Origin of the sequence: Dysgonomonas sp. ZJ709 (assembly GCF_011039195.1) — a bacterium.
Taxonomy (GTDB): domain Bacteria; phylum Bacteroidota; class Bacteroidia; order Bacteroidales; family Dysgonomonadaceae; genus Dysgonomonas.
Genome location: NZ_JAAKEM010000003.1, coordinates 183,693 through 201,617 on the forward strand (window position 1 = coordinate 183,693; position 17,925 = coordinate 201,617).

General features: G+C 35.1%; 11 protein-coding genes. 3 read left to right on the plus strand and 8 right to left on the minus strand.

The window, feature by feature from the left end; all coding sequences use genetic code 11:
* Window positions 1–221: 221 nt before the first annotated feature.
* Together G7Y56_RS04165 and G7Y56_RS04170 are read left to right on the plus strand one after the other, a co-directional pair.
* The gene (locus G7Y56_RS04165) at window positions 222–1,109 is read left to right on the plus strand and encodes a HEPN domain-containing protein (protein ID WP_165041334.1); all 888 of its coding nucleotides are present in this window, start codon (window positions 222–224) and stop codon (window positions 1,107–1,109) included.
* A gap of 44 nt (window positions 1,110–1,153) precedes the next feature.
* Complete coding sequence (locus tag G7Y56_RS04170; RefSeq protein ID WP_165041336.1) at window positions 1,154–2,596, plus strand: M48 family metallopeptidase; 1,443 nt, start codon at window positions 1,154–1,156, stop codon at window positions 2,594–2,596.
* 176 nt (window positions 2,597–2,772) lie between these two features.
* On the opposite strand, the gene G7Y56_RS04175 is transcribed toward G7Y56_RS04170, so the two are convergent.
* Both G7Y56_RS04175 and G7Y56_RS04180 read right to left on the minus strand, forming a co-directional pair.
* The gene (locus G7Y56_RS04175) at window positions 2,773–4,041 is read right to left on the minus strand and encodes an ATP-binding protein (protein WP_165041338.1); all 1,269 of its coding nucleotides are present in this window, start codon (window positions 4,039–4,041) and stop codon (window positions 2,773–2,775) included.
* Between the two features lie 91 nt (window positions 4,042–4,132).
* Complete coding sequence (locus G7Y56_RS04180; RefSeq protein WP_255498631.1) at window positions 4,133–5,392, minus strand: site-specific integrase; 1,260 nt, start codon at window positions 5,390–5,392, stop codon at window positions 4,133–4,135.
* A gap of 543 nt (window positions 5,393–5,935) precedes the next feature.
* Here G7Y56_RS04180 and G7Y56_RS04185 point away from each other — a divergent pair.
* Entirely contained in the window at window positions 5,936–7,039 is a 1,104-nt protein-coding gene (locus G7Y56_RS04185) for a site-specific integrase (protein ID WP_165041342.1), read from the plus strand.
* Window positions 7,040–7,402: 363 nt separating this feature from the next.
* Here G7Y56_RS04185 and G7Y56_RS04190 read toward each other — a convergent pair whose 3' ends face one another.
* From G7Y56_RS04190 to G7Y56_RS04215, 6 genes are all read right to left on the minus strand, one after another.
* A complete protein-coding gene (locus tag G7Y56_RS04190; RefSeq protein ID WP_165041344.1) occupies window positions 7,403–7,852 on the minus strand; it encodes an ASCH domain-containing protein in 450 nt (149 codons plus the stop codon).
* Window positions 7,840–9,906, minus strand: a complete 2,067-nt coding sequence (locus G7Y56_RS04195; RefSeq protein WP_165041346.1) for a GNAT family N-acetyltransferase — start codon at window positions 9,904–9,906, stop codon at window positions 7,840–7,842. The genes G7Y56_RS04190 and G7Y56_RS04195 overlap by 13 nt, the downstream gene beginning before the upstream one ends.
* A gap of 1 nt (window position 9,907) precedes the next feature.
* Complete coding sequence (locus G7Y56_RS04200; protein ID WP_165041348.1) at window positions 9,908–10,894, minus strand: DUF3644 domain-containing protein; 987 nt, start codon at window positions 10,892–10,894, stop codon at window positions 9,908–9,910.
* A 63-nt stretch (window positions 10,895–10,957) separates the two neighbouring features.
* A complete protein-coding gene (locus G7Y56_RS04205; protein ID WP_165041350.1) occupies window positions 10,958–14,038 on the minus strand; it encodes an AAA family ATPase in 3,081 nt (1,026 codons plus the stop codon).
* Entirely contained in the window at window positions 14,035–15,219 is a 1,185-nt protein-coding gene (locus tag G7Y56_RS04210; protein WP_165041352.1) for an exonuclease SbcCD subunit D C-terminal domain-containing protein, read from the minus strand. The genes G7Y56_RS04205 and G7Y56_RS04210 overlap by 4 nt, the downstream gene beginning before the upstream one ends.
* Before the next feature lie 3 nt (window positions 15,220–15,222).
* Window positions 15,223–17,826: an AAA family ATPase gene (locus tag G7Y56_RS04215; RefSeq protein WP_165041354.1), complete on the minus strand. Its 2,604-nt coding sequence runs from the start codon at window positions 17,824–17,826 to the stop codon at window positions 15,223–15,225.
* Window positions 17,827–17,925 lie beyond the last annotated feature (99 nt).

A 17,925-nucleotide genomic window follows, 5' to 3' on the forward strand; every position in this document is an offset into this window, starting at 1 on the left:
TACATCCGCTTTTAAGCCTGATTAGAGAATCAAGCCGATATAAATACTAAAATGAATAGTTTATATCGCTGCGTTATATTTTGTCGGTTTGAACGGGATGACTAAACCCACAATAACAGGACATGAATACAAATATACAATTTAGGATGAAATGTTAACTGCTATTTTTCTTTTTTCCATATCTTTATGTTCGTAACTTTGAGGTTTAAGAATTAAAACAGATGAAAAAGTCAATAGCCTATTTACCGCCTGCCAATCAGCAAGATTTGAACTTTATTGTTGAAACCCTACTTAAACGCCTAAAGCAAACCGAAATGATAATTCTTTTCGGTAGCTATGCTCGTAATGACTTTGTGGTTTACGATGAGAAATACGAATTCGGTAAAGTACAATTCTATGTGAGCGATTATGATATACTGGTTGTTACAAGTGGTATATCTGACGGTATTGCAGGAAAAGCTACCGACAATGTGGAAGATGCTTATTACAGGCTAGCTAAAGACCCGGACAGGCAACCTCCTGTACAGTTTATTAATGAGGATATAAAGCATCTGAACAAGAACCTGAATGAAGGGCGTTATTTTTATACCCAAATCAAACAGGAAGGTGTTATTCTATATGATAGCGGAAAACACAAATTGGCTCGTAGGCGTAAGCTTAATTTTGACGAGATTAGACAGCAGGCTCAAGAGTATTTTGATGAGAAATATGAAAATGCAGAAAGAAAGCTTGAAGTCGCAAAATATACCCTTGAGAAGGGTTGGTATAAAGATTCTATTTTTAATTTGCATCAAGCCTGTGAGAATTATTTTTATGCTATCCGTTTGGTTTTTACATTACAGAATCCAAAGCAACACAATCTATCGAAACTTTTAAATTCGGTAAAAAAATATTCAGATGATTTTTTTAAGGTATTTCCGTGCGACACTGTGGAGGAAAAACGACTTTTCAATCTGATTAAAGCTGCTTATGTTGAAGGGCGTTATAATCCTGACTTTTTAGTGACAAAGGAGGATATTGATGCTCTTATTCCGAAAGTGGAGTTATTGAGGGATATTACTAAACGTATCTGTGAGGTGAAGATTGGGGAGCATGGGGAGAGAGGGTGAGTTCGACTAAAATTTTGCTGTTTATTTATAATTATCTATTTATTATGAAAAAATACTTACAATCTTTATCTATATTTTTTATAAAGCACAAACAAAATATTACTATTTTTCTATTAACGGTTACAATAGGATGTATGATTTTATGGATTTGGATGTATTGGCAACCTACACCCGATGATAATTCAAATGCACCACTAATCTCATCATTTATCGGAACTCTAGGGGCAGGTGTTATAGCATATTTAGTCGCAAGGTGGCAAATAAAAGAATCATCAGAGATACAAAGAGAGTCGAATAGAAAAGAGCTTCTATTAAATTATAGGCGAAAATTTGTGGAAGAATTCTATATACATTATATATTCATCAAGAATGAAATGGTTAAGCCAATTATAATACAAAGAGAAAAATTGGCTTTAATAAAAGAGTTTATTGACAAAAAGACCATTTTAGGAAAACCTCTTACTATGCCCGATCTCATAAAACGGCTAGAGGATGACAGAAGAGATATTAGTCTTATACCTATAGATTTGATCAATATCCAGAAGTCTGGCGTTGCTCTGTCTTCATTAATTGAATGTAATCGAGAGCTGATCTCTAAAGATATGATACAAGATCATTTACAATACACTAATGATCTAACTTTTTATAACAATTTATTTAAGACTTGGTCAGATCTAAGGGAGTATATTATTGCCAATAATAAGATTGAAAATACAGAAGATCTTATTCTTCAACATGAAAACGAAATAAACGAATTAAATAAGAAAATTGAATATCATGATTGGAAATTAGTAAATATAGTTCGCCCTCTTCAAAAAATAGTTTTTAATGAGCTGTTTTATGGTGATGAAATTAGTAAAGCGGAACAGCTATTTAATCAGGCTATTGAATGGTTTCTCTTAAAGAGGTATGACAAAAGTCTGGAGTTAGCTAAGAAGTCTTTACAATACAAATCTTCTTCAAGAATTCATCGATTTATTGGTCAGATTTATTTTGCTCAGGAAGAATATGAAAAGGCATTGAAATTTCTAAAGAAATCATTATCGATTAATCCTAATAATCCACCTACATTGGATTGTATTGCTGAGACTTACATTAAAATGGAAAACTATAGTGAGGCTTTTAGAAATTATGAAGAAAGATTAGCTTTGGATTGTGATGCATATGTAGCGTTACAAAATATGGTAGAAATGCTCATAATGGATAATAAAACTAATGATGCAAAAAACTATCTAGCTTTATCAGAGAGAATAACAGTCGAGAATATTTTTGCAAATAAGTTTTTAAAAATATTACTTTCAATTATTGATGGACACAATAGAGATTTACCATCTGACATAAAGGAATTAAAAAATACAAAAGATTGGGGATATAGCAAATGGTCATATACTGAAATTAGTATATGGATTAGAAGTAGCAGTAAAACTAAACATTTGACAGATGCTCAAAAAAAATATATAAGAGACCTAATTACAGCTCTCGAGTAATATTTTCTTTTTCATCTTCTGTACAAAGAAGAAACCATCAAGACCAAGCCTTTACGGTTTAGATAAAAATCTTCTAAGTATTGATTTGTTTATTCTTTATGTGATGGTATGTTAAATTAAAAAGAAGAAAAATCTGCTAATTTGAACTGTCCACTATCTGAAGTTTTTTATCTGCTCTATAAAATCTTACTCAAGTTCCACGCCTGAATATGCTTTATACCCTCATTAGAAGGCAGAGAAATATCATCCAAAGAAACGACAAACTTTTCGTAATTATCCTGTATAGCTTCCAATGGTGCATATTCACGTTTGGCGGTTTGTTCGTCAGCCATTAGATACGTACTTTGAAGATAAATAACACGGTCTCCTTTTTTAGCAACAAAATCAACCTCTTTATCTCTCATTGCACCAACATAAACCTCATACCCTGCTCGGCGGAGTTCCAGATAAACGAGGTTCTCTAATTTATAGCCTATGCCATAGCCAAATCCCGGATACAGATAATTCTTGAAAGACAAGTCATTAATGTAATATTTACAGTTCCCCGAAATGGTATCCTTTCCTCTAATGTCATATCGTTCGACCTTATGAACCAAAAATGTATCTTCGATGAAACCTATGTAGTTAGAAAGCGTATCGTAAGTCGTCTTTCGTTTATTACTTTTAAAGAAATTAACGATATTGGTTATTGATACCAGATTAGCGGCATTGTTTACCAAATAGACAAAAATATCTTCCAACAATTTGGGATCTTTGATATTATGACGTTGTATAATGTCTCGCAAAAGCACAGTGTCTTTGATTGCGGATATATAATTGCGTTTTGTCTCAGTATTAGGCAAAACGAATAATTCCGGCAAAGCTCCACTTTCCATATAATCAATATAGCTTTGCTTTGAAACAGTTGTATTCGTTATACCTACGTATTCATTGAAGCTGAACGGTAATATTTCAAAATTTACATATCGCCCTGATAATAATGTTGCCAGTTCTCCCGATAACATTTTAGAGTTAGACCCACTTATGAATATTTCATAGCTATCTACATAATCCTGAGAATGAGAATTGACAAAATGTTCCCATCCCTCTACATTTTGAATCTCGTCAATGAAAAGATATACCTTACCCGAAGGTTGTAACTTATCTTTGTATAGATTGAGTAAAGTCCCGAGATCTTTATAATTTCCAATAAAATCAAAATCTGTGAACTCTTTATTGATATAAAAAATATTCTTAGGATTAACACCTTCACTAATAAGTCTGTGTGCTATTTGGCGAAGGATATAGCTTTTTCCTGCACGGCGTTGCCCAACCAATACCTTGATTAACTTATTTCCGGTATAATCAAAAATCTTATCGGTATAATCCTTACGTGTAAATCCCAATTCAGGAACATTTCCGTTCCAGAAGTTATATTTCTCTAAAGATGCAAATTTATCGTCCATGGCTGAATTTATTTGCTCAAATATACAAATATTCTTTTATACTCGAAGATATTGCAGTGCATTAAAACAAAATTATATTCTATATAATAGATTATTTTACCTTATTCAAGCCATTTCTCAACGCTTTAAGTCTATTGGCAGCCTGAAAATTATCGACCTTGATATATCGCATAAATGCAGCAGGACTTTTATGTCCTGATATTTTCATTAGCTCTTCGGCAGGGAATCCCGAGAGGTACATATTTGTACAAAACGAACGGCGGCACGTATGAGAAGATATTAATTGCCATTTTTCATAAATATTACTTACACGAGTATTCCCTTTTTTACGAACAATTTCTACTTTTTGCTTCAATTTAGCTTTCTGCCCTATTTCTTTAATCCGTTCATTAAATTTATAACTGCTTATCTGAGGGAGTTCATAATTGTATTTTTTGAGAATATCGGGTACATAGTCAATCATTGGAATAATAACGGCTTTATGCACCTTGCGTTGCTTAAGGCTGATTACTTCCATATTCAAATCAATATGATCAGATGTGAGAGTGGAAAGATCACTATATCGAAGCCCTGTGTAGCATCCTACAATAAATACATCCCGTATTTCTTCCAATTCTTTATCTTCTCTTAAATCTAAATTATATATCGTTCCTAGTTCTTTTTCATTTAAAGCAATAGCATCCGTTTCTTCTTCTACGACTTTGAATACTTTTAGATCAACAGGTGGAATCACTTTTTTTGCAACTTGATAGTTCACAAAGCCTTTTAGTAATCGAACAACCTTTCCTGCCGAGTTGGTTAATAATCCCACTGTTCCATCACGTTTTACGGCTTTATTAGAAAGATAGTCCATAAACTCATTATAGAACTTCATATTCAGGTTACGAAATGTAACGGGTTGCGAGGAGTATTCTTTAAAGTTAGTCAAATGTTTCCTTAAGGTCTTGTAGTCTTTCACTTGATCGACAGATACCATAGGTGTTTTTTCTACAATATACTTTTCAAGTAAGTCAAACAGGTTGATTCTAGCTTGTTTTTGTTCGTACTCTCGCTCTACAGCCAATTCCTTAAGTATGAAATCTATAGTGGGGTCTAAATCATTCTCATTAGCAAATGCTAAAATATTTGACAGACGCATATATATCTTATTCAAGACTACTTCTATTTCGTCATACTCGGGACAAGCCCTTTTCACACACTTCTTTTTATCATCCCAATGCTCATATTTTATAGAGAATCCAGTTGATATTAAAGTCCGCTTTGTCCGATCATAGTTATAACGAACATAAAGTGGAGTCAAACCTGATTTTGAATCATAGTCTTTCTTAATGTATACAAAGTATTTAGCCATAAAAAAGTTGTGTTGCATTTGTGTTGCAAATTTATAAAAACTATTGAAAAACACAATAAATTAGGGAAAATAATATTTTGCAAATATTTGATAATCAGTAATTATTAAAAAATAAAGAAAAGTATAGGAAATATGTATTAGTCCCGTCCATACCGCCAAAGTAAGATGCAAAACATCGCAAAGTCCTGAAAGTTAATACTTTTGGGGCTTTTTCTTTTATCCCACATAAGCAAAAAGGTGCCGTTTCAGGTATCTTTCACAGGCTTATTCGTGGGACTTTTTATTACCCGGATTTAGTCCCACGGATAAGAATATATGCTATTGATAATCAATGGTATTATTATCCTGAGATTGGCTTTAAGTTGCTTCCTTCTTTTAAGGACTGTAAACCTAAATCGTGGGACTAAAATATCTCAGAAATATCCTTGCGAATTTAGTGCCATAGCAAATTATCTTTTTGCTGTCAGATTTTGTCATCCAATTGTCAGATTTTGTCATTGTCTCAACTGAACTCTAATTAATAATTTTATAAAAATTCTTATTATGAGTACAGACAAAAGAAATACATTCAGTTTATTGTTTATCATCAAGAAGGCTAAACTGTTGAAAAACGGTGAAGCACCCATCTATCTGCGTGTAACAATAAACAAACAGATTGCCGAAATCGGAATAAAGAGAAGTGTTCCTGTAGCGTATTGGAATCAGGCTAAAGAATCCTGTAATAGCAAAGGACGCATCGCACTCGAGTTAAATCATTACCTGGAAACAGTCAAAGCACGGATATTGCAAATTCACAGGGAACTGGAAATCGATGGAAAGCATATAACCTCCGATCTTATAAGGGATATATACCATGGACGCGATGAAGACCATAAAAGCATTCTGGAGGTATATAAAGAACATAATGATAAATGCCATGCACTTATAGGTAAAGACTACACCGAATCAACGGTTGAAAAATTTGAAACATCCATCAAGGGCTTAAAAGAATATATCATTCATCAATATCACAAAGACGATATATTACTATCCGATATTAACCACCAGTTTGTTACAAACTATGAGTTTTACCTGAAGACAGAACGAAACTTGCAGCATAATTCAACAATCAAGCATCTGAAAAACCTGAAGAAAGTCATCCGTATTGCACTAACCAATGACTGGATAAAGAAAGACCCCTTTGCCAATATCCAATTCAAGCACGAAGAATCGAATGTGGAGTTTCTTTCCTATGAAGAACTGGAGACTATCAGAAACAAAGCATTCTCAATACCGAGGCTGGAAATAGTCAGGGATGTATTTGTATTTTGCTGCATGACCGGACTTTCATTTATAGATGTACAGCAATTAACACCAGACCATTTGATAAAAGATAGCAACGAAGTACTCTGGATTCGCAAGAGCCGTCAGAAGACAGGAAATATGTGCAATATACCTGTTATTAAACCGGCTCAGGGATTAATAGATAAATATGCCGGTCATCCCGAGTGTGTACGTAAGCATGTCTTATTACCGGTTATGAGTAACCAAAAACTAAATTCTTACCTGAAGGAGATTGCTGATTTATGTGGTATTACAAAACGATTGACAATGCATGTTGCAAGACACAGTAAACGTTCTTTCTCGCTGCAAACAAGCAACTTATAAAATGATTTCTATCAACAGGTAATGATTTAGAAACGAGAGAACTGCTTTGATTCACTTCATCTCACACAAAATAAAGAGCGACTTATCTTGGGATAAAAATACATAATAATCTCAGTGTTGCCAAATTTTCCCAATATATTTACTGTCCGAGTTCAAGTAAGTTATTGAAGATTATGCTCAGCTTAATAAGCTAATTAGAACCTATACTTTGCATTATTAGAGAAAGCTGGAATAGTCTTTGGTTTTGGCACCGTTTACTTAGACTCTAGTTTTCGTTTTTCTGTGTACCATCAATATCTTCATGATCATCATACAATGTCTTTTTACTCAACAATTTTTCTTAAATACTTATTTACAGCCAACTTATCGATTCGTAAGGAACTCCGCAATTGTCTTACAAATCTGCTCATTTGTGACATAACGATATATTTGTGGTGGATGAAAATTAGGATCTATAATTCTCAAACTTTTTAGGCTGATAGGAGTAACCTGCTTTATTGATTCAATTTCAATGCCTATCGCCTTCGTCTTACCTTGGTAATAATCATCAAATCTAACTTTGTCAATTCCTAAGAATGAAGAATACTGAGACCACATTTCTTGGGGAGATGTGTCAATAATATTTTTTATGATGCCAAAGCCTATCACACACATGACTGGTGAAGATGCATATATAATTACATAATCTCCCACTTTTACATGTGGTTTGATTTTCCGTAATTCAATGCTCTTTTCTCGCTCAATTATCTTTCTTGCAAATTCTGGTTTTACAGAAATAAACAAGTATTTTTTTATGCTATTTATATTTTCCACTTTCCTAATTGATAAATTCGATTGAATATATTAAAATCTACCCTTACCGGTGATGCAAAGGAGTTCCGTTTTCTCCCATTCTCTTCAAATACCTTTGTTATTGAAGAGAAAGCTACAGGTTGTTGAAATACTTCTGTTCCACTAAATCGTAATGCTCTTATATCACTATTAATATTTTGTTCACATAGTTCATATATATGTTTCCACTCATATACTCCGTAATGTTTATTTTTCGCAAATAAGTCCTTAGGCTTCCCCGTGATGACTTCGTCAAGGTAGGATGTTGCCACTATAGATTTACTTCGTTCAGTATATTTATTATTGCTAACATACCAAAGTATCCGTGCAGGAGCAATTTCTGTGATCGGTTTGGTATGTCTGTAATATACATTTTCAACATTCCACAATTTATCAGGCATTGCTCCAAAAAGAGTTGCTCCAGATATATGTGCATCAAATAATTGACCTGCCCACAATGCTTTTATAGGTATTATATAGCAAGGAATATCTAAGTCTGAAATCTTTAGAGGGAATAACTTTCGCTCAATATCCAATAGTATAAGTTCTGTTTTGTTATTACTCGCTATATCTGATATGATATTTCGAATTTTACCATCCGATAGATTTTGTAGGTTCGCTAAATTTGAACTATCTATTATTTCATTATAAACATGTTTTCGCCATACACCTTCTGTGTGTTCAAATCCTAATTTTGATAAAACCAAAACCTGACTATCGGATAAATAATCTTCTTTAAGAATGATAACATTGATATTTTTCTTTATAGCTTTATTTATTAAATCGGATATGATTTGCATAAATAGAGTCTGTTTATATTCACTGTCAATCAAGCGAATAAATGGAATATTCAATTCTGAATTAGCATTTGAATATGCGAAAAATGCGATAGGATTATTATTTGATTTAATAACCTTGATTTTTGCCACATCTGTATTTGATGCTTCAGTATATACAATACTCTTGAATGAGTTTTTTTTCTCCGATGATTCTTTTACAAGGAATTTATCAATGCAAGCATCTAACTCATTGGTAGACACTTTGGATATAGTATGAAAGGTTACACCAGCCAAACGAATAGGGGAATATTCTTCTTTGTTAAGAAGCTGATCTACCTCAATAATAAACTCCTGAGGCGAGAATATCTGAATATCGAATTGATCTTCTATTTTATCCCGACAATCTAATATACCGATGTCTTGTGTTATAAAATACGACACATTAGAGACAATACATGTAGCCAATTGAATTCTATCTGAATTATCATTGTCTGTTTGCCCTTTAATAATCTGTTTTAGTTGCACGGCTACTGTTTTACGCTCTTCAACATCATGTTTTGCTTCTATAAAATTATTCAAGAACAGCCTTGTTTTATTCGCTCGATCCTTGTTAGCATCTCTGTTGATCTCATTCAACATTTCAGGTGCAAAATAGTAATCCACTTCATCAGCTAACCAGTCAGCTACAAGCCCTCGAGGGTCTTCATGTGCATCATATTGCAAATCAATATCTCTTAGCTTAACAATTATATTAGCGTCCAATATAGCTTTAATTTTAAACGATGAGTTAGCAGCTACCGAGAATAAATCCAGTTTATTGAAATCATACCACCAAATATTCAGGTAATTTTCAGCAAGGCTTCTACTTCTCTTTTGATGTCTACAATGAAAACCATATCGCTCCCATAGAGCTGAGGCTTGCTTATAATCCTGTCTGCAACTCAACGCAATTCCGGCAAATGTTTTTTCATATTTTGAACGCAATTTATCGAGAAGTTGGGTCGATATATTTTTCCCTCTGTGAGTTTCATTCACACACAAATGCACGATGCTTATTCTCGAAGAACTGTTCACTACACGATACATCAAATAGCCACACAATTCAGAATCATCATAAGCAATTATAATGCACTCTTTCTTGGCATGGTCTTCAAATCCACCGTCGGGCATAAAGCCCAAGGTAGCAGAATGCCTCTTACCGAGAGTTATAACATCTTGGAAGAATTTATTACTCTGATTAATGAATTGTAGTTGCATTCTATTTTTTTATGAAGTGTTTGTCTAATTCCTTAAATATATTACTGCTATAAAATGGTTTTCCTTGGGACTTCTTATTCGCTGGATCGAGCTTTCTGTTGTGATGTAATTTTTCATTAGCCTTTATGACTTTCATTTTCGTATTAAAATCAACACCTTGCTTGAAGTTAGAGTAACGCTCTTTGCATTTGTCGATTAAGTCTGCATGAGTCCAAGGGAATTTTTTTCGAATATCTTCTTCTGATAGTGCGATACCAATACCATCAGGGTCATATTTGAAACCCAAAGCCTTTTCATCAAAAGAATTTCCTTTCTTGAAATCAATATCAATAGAAATTGCGATATCAAATTCCTGATCAGCAATATCTTGATTTTGTATTTTTGATTTAATTAGATTTAGATAGTTTTTTGTCTCATCAGTCAATATAGAGCCAGCGTCTACTCGTGCATCGACATAAGCCAATGGCATCAAATAAAAATTGTATTCACTTAAATCTATCTCTAATTCCCATTTCTTTATGGTTGAAATATAATTTTTTATGTTGGCAAACCCTAGTTCTTGAACTTGTTTTGTGATGGGTTTAGAATTTATGAAATGTATAGCATTATCCCGGAGTTCGATTAACGACTCTATACTCTCTATTAGATTTTTTGAAACTACTAGTTTCTCTTTGAGCCTAGCGATAGTTTCAAAAATAGATATTGACTTTGGATTATTACATCTATTAAGTTTTGGTTGTTTACGAGTCGATGATGGCTGACCATTCTTTTTTAGAACCGGTTCAAGAACATAAACTGCATTCATTTTGTAATTATTGAGACGTAGTAAGTATGCTTTAAGTAATAACTCCCAAGCATTAACAGCCAAGATAGCAAATGACTCTTCTCTATATCCAAAATTGGGTTTATTATATATTTCAATGGCTGATAATATAGATGCTATTGATTTGTCTAATAAACTACGATATGTTTGATTAATTCTACTCATCTATCCTTATTACTCAATTGTTATTATTTCCTCTATCACCCCATGCTATTGCCACCATATCAATCAACTCCCGCTCACCTCTATCCTACTTTTACCATTTGAGGTTTTTACAACTCTGACTTGGGTTGTAATCCGTTCGGTCATTTCGGCAACATGCGATATGACACCTATTTTTCGTCCTTGTGTTTGTAAGCTCTCCAGTGCATCCATGGCAACACGTAATGTATCGATGTCGAGCGAACCAAAACCTTCGTCAATAAACAGCGACTCAACTTTCATACGGTTAGATGACAAGGACGATAAGCCTAACGCCAAAGCTAATGAAATAAGGAATGATTCACCTCCCGAAAGAGAATGTACTGTTCGTATCTCGCCCAACATATCTAAATCGACGACTTGCAAACCCAATGTATCAGGAATACGTTGCAATTCATAGCGTTTGGATAGCTCTTGCAGATGTTTATTAGCATAAGTCAGCAAGGCTTCCAGCGTGTAGCCTTGTGCCAACACCTTGAATTTAGCCCCATCGGCAGAGCCGAACATTTCATTTAGCTTTTTCCAGTTTTCGGATAAAGCATTCTTTTCGGCAAGCTCGTTTTCGAATGCCTTTATTTTGATTTTGCCCTTTTCGTGATTGACAACCAACATATCTATTTCGGCATTCCGCTTGGTCTTTTGCTCAATATAAGAACTTCTTTCCGTAAAAACGGTTTGTAGTGACTCCTTCTCTTCTCCTTCAGCAGGTTTTATCTCTGCCTCATAATGTTTATCGAAGGTTTTTCTTCGTTCGGTAAGAGTTGCCTGAGCCGATGTTTTATTCTCCCGCAGTCGATTCAATGTCTCTCGTTCCGTGGCAAGCCAATTGCTATTTTTAGATAATAGCTCCGCCAGTTGTTCTGCTGTTATTTCTCCATTTTGGGCAGTAAGCCAAGCATCAACTATTTTTTGTAATTCTTCGCAACGTGTCGATAGAGTAGAAATATCAGTTAGTATTTGAGTGATAATACCTGCAAATGTCTCGTTTTTGGCTGCGACTTCTCCTTTAGTAGCAGTTAGCTTTTTGAGTCTGTCGGCAATATTTTTGGTCTTGTCTACATATACTTTTTCAACATCGTCAGCCGATTTTCCGTCAAGAACTTTAAACCTTTCGCTTTGCAGTTTTTCTAATTCAACACTACTGTTTTTGTGTCTCTCTTCTTTGCTCAATAATACCTCATTGGCTACTGATAGATTTTTTTTCTCGTGTTCTAAAGAGATATTGAATTGACCGATTTGCTCATTGGTTGTTGTCTGCTCCGAAGTATAGCTTTTCCAAACTGTGGCAATTTCTATCAGCGTATTTTGGAGCTTCCCTTGCTCAAATTGTTGTTGCCACAGGGGCAATGTGTTCAGATAGGTATCCAATTTATCAACTGCTTCTTTGGATTGAGTGGCATAACTGTCAATCACCGATTGTAATCGAATATGCTCACTCCTACGCTTTTCTATATTAACGGTAAGTAATGTTATTTTATCACTTACCTCTTTTTTTGATTTATTCAGCTTCGCCTCTTCTAAACTTTCGCCCTGAACCTCAGCCATCGGATGATGCAAGCTACCGCATACCGGGCAAGGGTTTCCGTTCTGTAACTTTGCTCTTAATATGGCTATCTCGGCAGGAAGCAGGTTATTCAATCTTTCAGCTTCCGTTTTTAGTTCATCTAGTTTTTGTTCGTCAATGACAAGAATCTCTTTGGACTCGGCTAATGTCTTCGCATTATTCGCTCCTTGTTTGTTGGCTGTTTCAACATCGTTGAGCAGGTTGACTATTAAATCAACTCTCGAAACAATCTCCGCATATTGTATATGTTCGCTAAACCAAACATTTATTTTCCCGATTGTTTTCTCAGCGGTTTCAATCGCCGATTGGGTAGACGAAATGGATTTCTCTATTTTTGCCTTTGATTCAATGACTTGTTGATACTCCTTCGCTGAACTTTCAGCATTGGTTTTGGCTCCAACAAGGCGAACGTCCAATTCACGAGCTTTCTTTATTTGTGGCTCTATTTGAGCAATCGTTTCAGTATGCTGTGTCTGCTCCTCTTCGCAAGCTGTAAGTTGTTCGTTAGCCTGCTTCAACAATAAGGCATTGGCATTACGTTCGGACTCTTGTTTGGAGAGGTTTAACCGATTGTCGACAAGTTGTTTCTGTGCGTTTTTTAGAGCATTGTAATTATCTCGTATTTCTTGAACGCTGTCGATTTGAGTAAGATAGTCATACCTTTGCTTTGCTTCCTCAATTGCTTTTTTGGAATCCGCCAACATTTGTTCTGCTTGCTTTACACCCTTGTTTAGAAGCTCTTCATCTGTAATCCATTTAATTTTTGCAGTCAGTTGTGATACTTCGATTCTCAACGATTCGAGTTCTAACAATATTGCTTGCTTTTCAACAGATAGCGATTCCAATTCTTCATCCGAAAGAAGTTCGATGCCTTTAATACGTTCCTGTAAAAAGGTCAAATCTTGTTCTGCACTTCTCGATTTCTCGAATACTGTTTTAGAAATTCGAGAATAAATATCTGTGCCTGTCAGCTTTTCCAGCAATTCGGCTTTTTCTTTTTGAGTGGCTTTGAGGAAAGTAGCAAAATCGCCCTGAGCAAGCAATACGGCACGTGTGAATTGGTCGAAAGTAAGACCGATAAGCTCCACTACTTTGGCTAACAATTCCGTCTTACGTCCTTGCACCTCACTGTTTGTGTTTAGCTTTGTAAGTCTAAATTCGGTGTTCTGCAATGAGCCGTCAATCTTATCCCGTGACCTGCGAACACTCCAGCGAGAGCGGAATGTTTCACCGCCAAGCGATACAAAATCAACTTCTGCATACCCATCACTGGTGCCACGCCTTAAGATATTGCGACTGTCTTTTTGGTTGATGGTTTTATCCTTTACATCAATTATGGAGATGTTTTCCGACGTTCTGTTATTACGTGGTGTATCATCAAACAGTGCCAAGCACAAAGCATCAAGCAACGTCGATTTGCCTGAACCCGTACTTCCTGTTATGGCAAATATTCCTGCCGACTTCAATGGTTCAGTAGTAAAATCTACTTCAAACTCGCCCTCCAAGGAGGCTAGATTCTTTCCTCTTATTGCTAGTATCTTCATCGTTCCACCTCCTGTATTACGCCTTGCAACAAACTCTTCATCGTCTCCGGCATATCTTCACCTCCATACCTGCGTTTAAAAATATCGCTTGCCATATCCAGCGGGTTGATGGTTTGCAATTCTTCGTAAGTGATTGTTTTGGTATCGGTTTCACGCTTAGGTGTAATGGCTACAATACGAGCCAAGCGTACCGACTTTGTCTTCAACGCTTCTTCTATTTGATGCCGCAACGAGGGCTCAGGCTCTGTTATCAATACTTTTACTTCAAGGTAAGGAGCGGTATTTGTATTTTCAGCATCGGGCAAAGCTGCAATTTCAGCCAACACATCACTAAGCGGCATCGGCTGAGCCGGTATGCTCAATAGCTTAATGGGGGCATCAAATAAAATGCGTTCTATCGTTGTGGTTTCTTTTATATCGATAAGTGTAACACCTTGCTTGTTGTTTTTTTCGGCAAACGACATAGGTAGGGGAGAACCGGCATAACGTACATTTTCCCGTCCTGAAACCCGCTGTGCACGATGGAGGTGTCCGAGTGCGGTGTAGGTAATCTCTTTGGCGAACGAATCGGGCGACACACATTCCAACCCACCGATAACGGTACGTTCCGAGCGGTCGTTTTCCGAAATCTCGGAACCTGTTGCCTGTAAGTGTCCCATTGCAATTATGGGTTGACTTTGGTCTCCTACGCACTCGTATATGGCTTCATACATTGCTTTAACGCCTTGTGCATAGGTATCAGAGTTGGGGTAATCGCCTTGTCGGAGATAGGGCACAGCCAAACAATAACCACCTTTGTTAAGTGGAATTACTAAATGATTGAAATCGATTGTGCCATCGGCAGTGCGTTTAACCACACCACGAACGGTGATATTCATATCTTCCAACAGTGGGTTGGGAGCTTCGAGCCGTGCCGCTGAATCGTGATTGCCTGCAATAATTATTACTTGTAAATTGGGATTAGCTGTCGTAATCTCTCGCAAAAACCGATAATACATCTTTTGAGACTCTGCGGACGGATTGGGGCTATCGAAAACATCGCCTGCAATTAACAGGACATCCACCTGCAACTCTTGTAGCTGGCTTTTCAACCATGCCAAGAATTGAAGATGCTCGCCACAGCGGTCATATTCATAAAAGGTTTGTCCTATGTGCCAATCGGCGGTGTGGAGGAGGATCATAAATTATTTTTGTATATTATGAGTTACCTTATACTCTCTTACTTTTTCCTTAAAATTATCTTTCCATATTTTGTAATCTGCCAAGTCTAGCTTTATGTCGTTTTCATTTGGCATAAGAGGAATAGTTTCGATTCCTCCGTCATGTTCACTTATGGAATATTTTCCAAATAAACCAAGTAAAAAATCAACATCATTTTTTTCAGTAACGACTACATTCGAGAGGTTGCCTGCTTTTAAGTTGATGTTTTTACTAAAGCGCTCAATTGTTTTGTTTACTATTATATCTTCTATTGTTCTCTCTAATAACTTTCTCATTCTTTGACGTAGACTTTCTATTTCAGACTCTCGTCTTCTTATGTCTTCAATGGAAATCGTTTGAACATCTTTTAATCCCTTGTCAATTGTATCAATTCTTTGCTGTACGTTCTTTACCAAATATGGAATTTCATCTGAAGGAATACCCGATATCCCATTAATCTGCGATAATCCAATAATATCACAGTCAGACAACTTTACTTGCTTATTCGTATCCATTAATAGTCGTAAGAAATACAAATCATGAGTCAAAACAATTACTTGTCTATCAGATGACAATTCAACGATCTTCTTTGCTATAGCTTCCCTGAAATCCTGATCAAGAGAATTGACAGGATCGTCAAATATTATGGAATTTTTCGCCCCATCGATAGTGCATTCAGAAAGGAAATTTGCCAATGCAACAACTTTTTGCTCTCCTTCACTTAGAACGCTATTTAATGAGTCTCCAATAGAAATAAATCCGCATTTCTGATAAGTAACACCGCTTGATGTACGACTTTTCTTTATTTGTACCTTACTTGAGATATTCCCGCTTAATGAGGTAAGATGGGAAATAAATTCATTATGTTGAATTTGGATAGCTTCCGATTCTAAAATATCACCTATTTTCTTTGAGATAGAAGTTGTAACAGTTTTTGATTTACACTGAATTAGAAGATTCTTTGACTTATACTCCGTAATATATTGTAAAATGCCATTCTTATTTCTAGTCAAAATTTCTAATACTTCGATGTCAAGAAATTCTCTCTCAAATGAAGTTCTGTTTTTTATTAACTCTTCCTTTTGAATAATTTCACTGTCTATCTTAAGTATTCGAGATTTGATTGTTGAGGATAATTCAATTATCTTGGGTAAAGGTATTTCTTTTATATTGGATTTAAGAAAATCAATAATTATCTGTTTTGCAGCGGTTATCTGTTCTATGAAAGTCTTAAAATCATTATCAAATGATGATATTTCCGCACCTAGTTCATCGCATGTATCAGTTCTTTCAATCACAATCTCGTCTATTCTATTAATTTCAATAGAAATACGTTCGTTAACAGCGGAAAAGTCTTTACTCGTTTGATCTTGAATAAATAAATCAAAACGTTCTAATCTTCTCTTTGCATCATCGCTTAAAGGTTGCTGGCATAATTCACAAATATCGGAACTAATATAATCTGGGTAATTATGAGATTGAGGATGTACTTCGGTTATTGCAAATAATTTTGCAGCATTCCATAATTGCCTCCAAGTTTGAGAGCCAACACCTTTTAGAGGATCATTACCAGATAACTTACCCTTAGCAATTTCGTAAGCATTACTTTTTGCATCATAATCTCTTTTTAACTCTATAATCTTACAGATACTTTCCTCTGAGAATCGGTATTCAATTGCAGTTAATTTTTCCGCAAAGGTTATATATCGGCTCCTTTTTTGAGATAGCATTTGCTTTATCTCAATGGGGTTGGTAGAGTTTAATAATGTAGATAGTTCTTTTTTACGGGAGATGATGCTTTCTGGAAAAACAAGTTTTGTATTTATATCTAGTGGCGTGATGGTCTCAATACTGCTATACCATTGAAATAAATCGGTTTGAGCGTATTTCTGATCCAAGCTAGGTTTTGATGCTGTAAGCAGATTAATTTCGGCATTTATCTGGTTGTCAATATTCTTACATAGCTCAATTAACTTATCTAAAATGTCAATACCAATTGGTTTGTATTCGGATGGGTTCTCATCGTTAACATATATTGATGCACAATTGCTGTCAAAAACAAAAATCGAGTTTAACGCAGAATGAGTCGCATTATTTTCCTTCCAGTCAAATGGCACCACTGCGCCTTGATCTTCAAAAGTTAACGTGACTGATTGATTAGTAGTATCTTGAGTATTTACATTTTTCTTTAATTGAATATTATTATCTCTACTCCAACATAATTTTTTGAGTAATTTTGAGTAGCTTGATTTTCCTGAACCGTTATTCCCGTAAATCAATGTTAAACCGTTTGTATCAAAATTTAATTCAGCATCATTATATAAAGCACAAATATTTATTGGTTTTTTTATGGAAATTAATTTGGCTACAGGATTAATTTGAGTTGGTGATGTGGGGATATGAGTATCGGTTACCGGAATTCCAGATATCGTTATAGCGGGAAAGCCTATTTCTTTTTTTAATATCAATATCAACTCACTAATATCTGCTTCGGTTAGCGTAATATTAGCAAGAAGTCTTCTAATTGCATCTCTTATAAACATTGGTCTGCTTTGTGACCAACTAATTATTTCATTGTAAACAGCCATATTTTATAATTTTATTTTAAGGTTACTTTTCAACAATCATTATTTCGTCCTCTAACAATTTGTATAACTCTTTGCGATAATGCTCTGAAAGATGCTCAT

Bases quoted from the DNA above. Each gene is read 5' to 3' on its own strand.
- G7Y56_RS04185 (WP_165041342.1), top strand. From the start codon at position 5,936: ATGAGTACAGACAAAAGAAATACATTCAGTTTATTGTTTATCATCAAG.
- G7Y56_RS04210 (WP_165041352.1), bottom strand. From the start codon at position 15,219: ATGATCCTCCTCCACACCGCCGATTGGCACATAGGACAAACCTTTTAT.
- G7Y56_RS04205 (WP_165041350.1), bottom strand. From the start codon at position 14,038: ATGAAGATACTAGCAATAAGAGGAAAGAATCTAGCCTCCTTGGAGGGC.
- G7Y56_RS04215 (WP_165041354.1), bottom strand. From the start codon at position 17,826: ATGGCTGTTTACAATGAAATAATTAGTTGGTCACAAAGCAGACCAATG.
- G7Y56_RS04180 (WP_255498631.1), bottom strand. From the start codon at position 5,392: ATGGCTAAATACTTTGTATACATTAAGAAAGACTATGATTCAAAATCA.
- G7Y56_RS04170 (WP_165041336.1), top strand. From the start codon at position 1,154: ATGAAAAAATACTTACAATCTTTATCTATATTTTTTATAAAGCACAAA.
- G7Y56_RS04165 (WP_165041334.1), top strand. From the start codon at position 222: ATGAAAAAGTCAATAGCCTATTTACCGCCTGCCAATCAGCAAGATTTG.
- G7Y56_RS04195 (WP_165041346.1), bottom strand. From the start codon at position 9,906: ATGCAACTACAATTCATTAATCAGAGTAATAAATTCTTCCAAGATGTT.
- G7Y56_RS04175 (WP_165041338.1), bottom strand. From the start codon at position 4,041: ATGGACGATAAATTTGCATCTTTAGAGAAATATAACTTCTGGAACGGA.
- G7Y56_RS04200 (WP_165041348.1), bottom strand. From the start codon at position 10,894: ATGAGTAGAATTAATCAAACATATCGTAGTTTATTAGACAAATCAATA.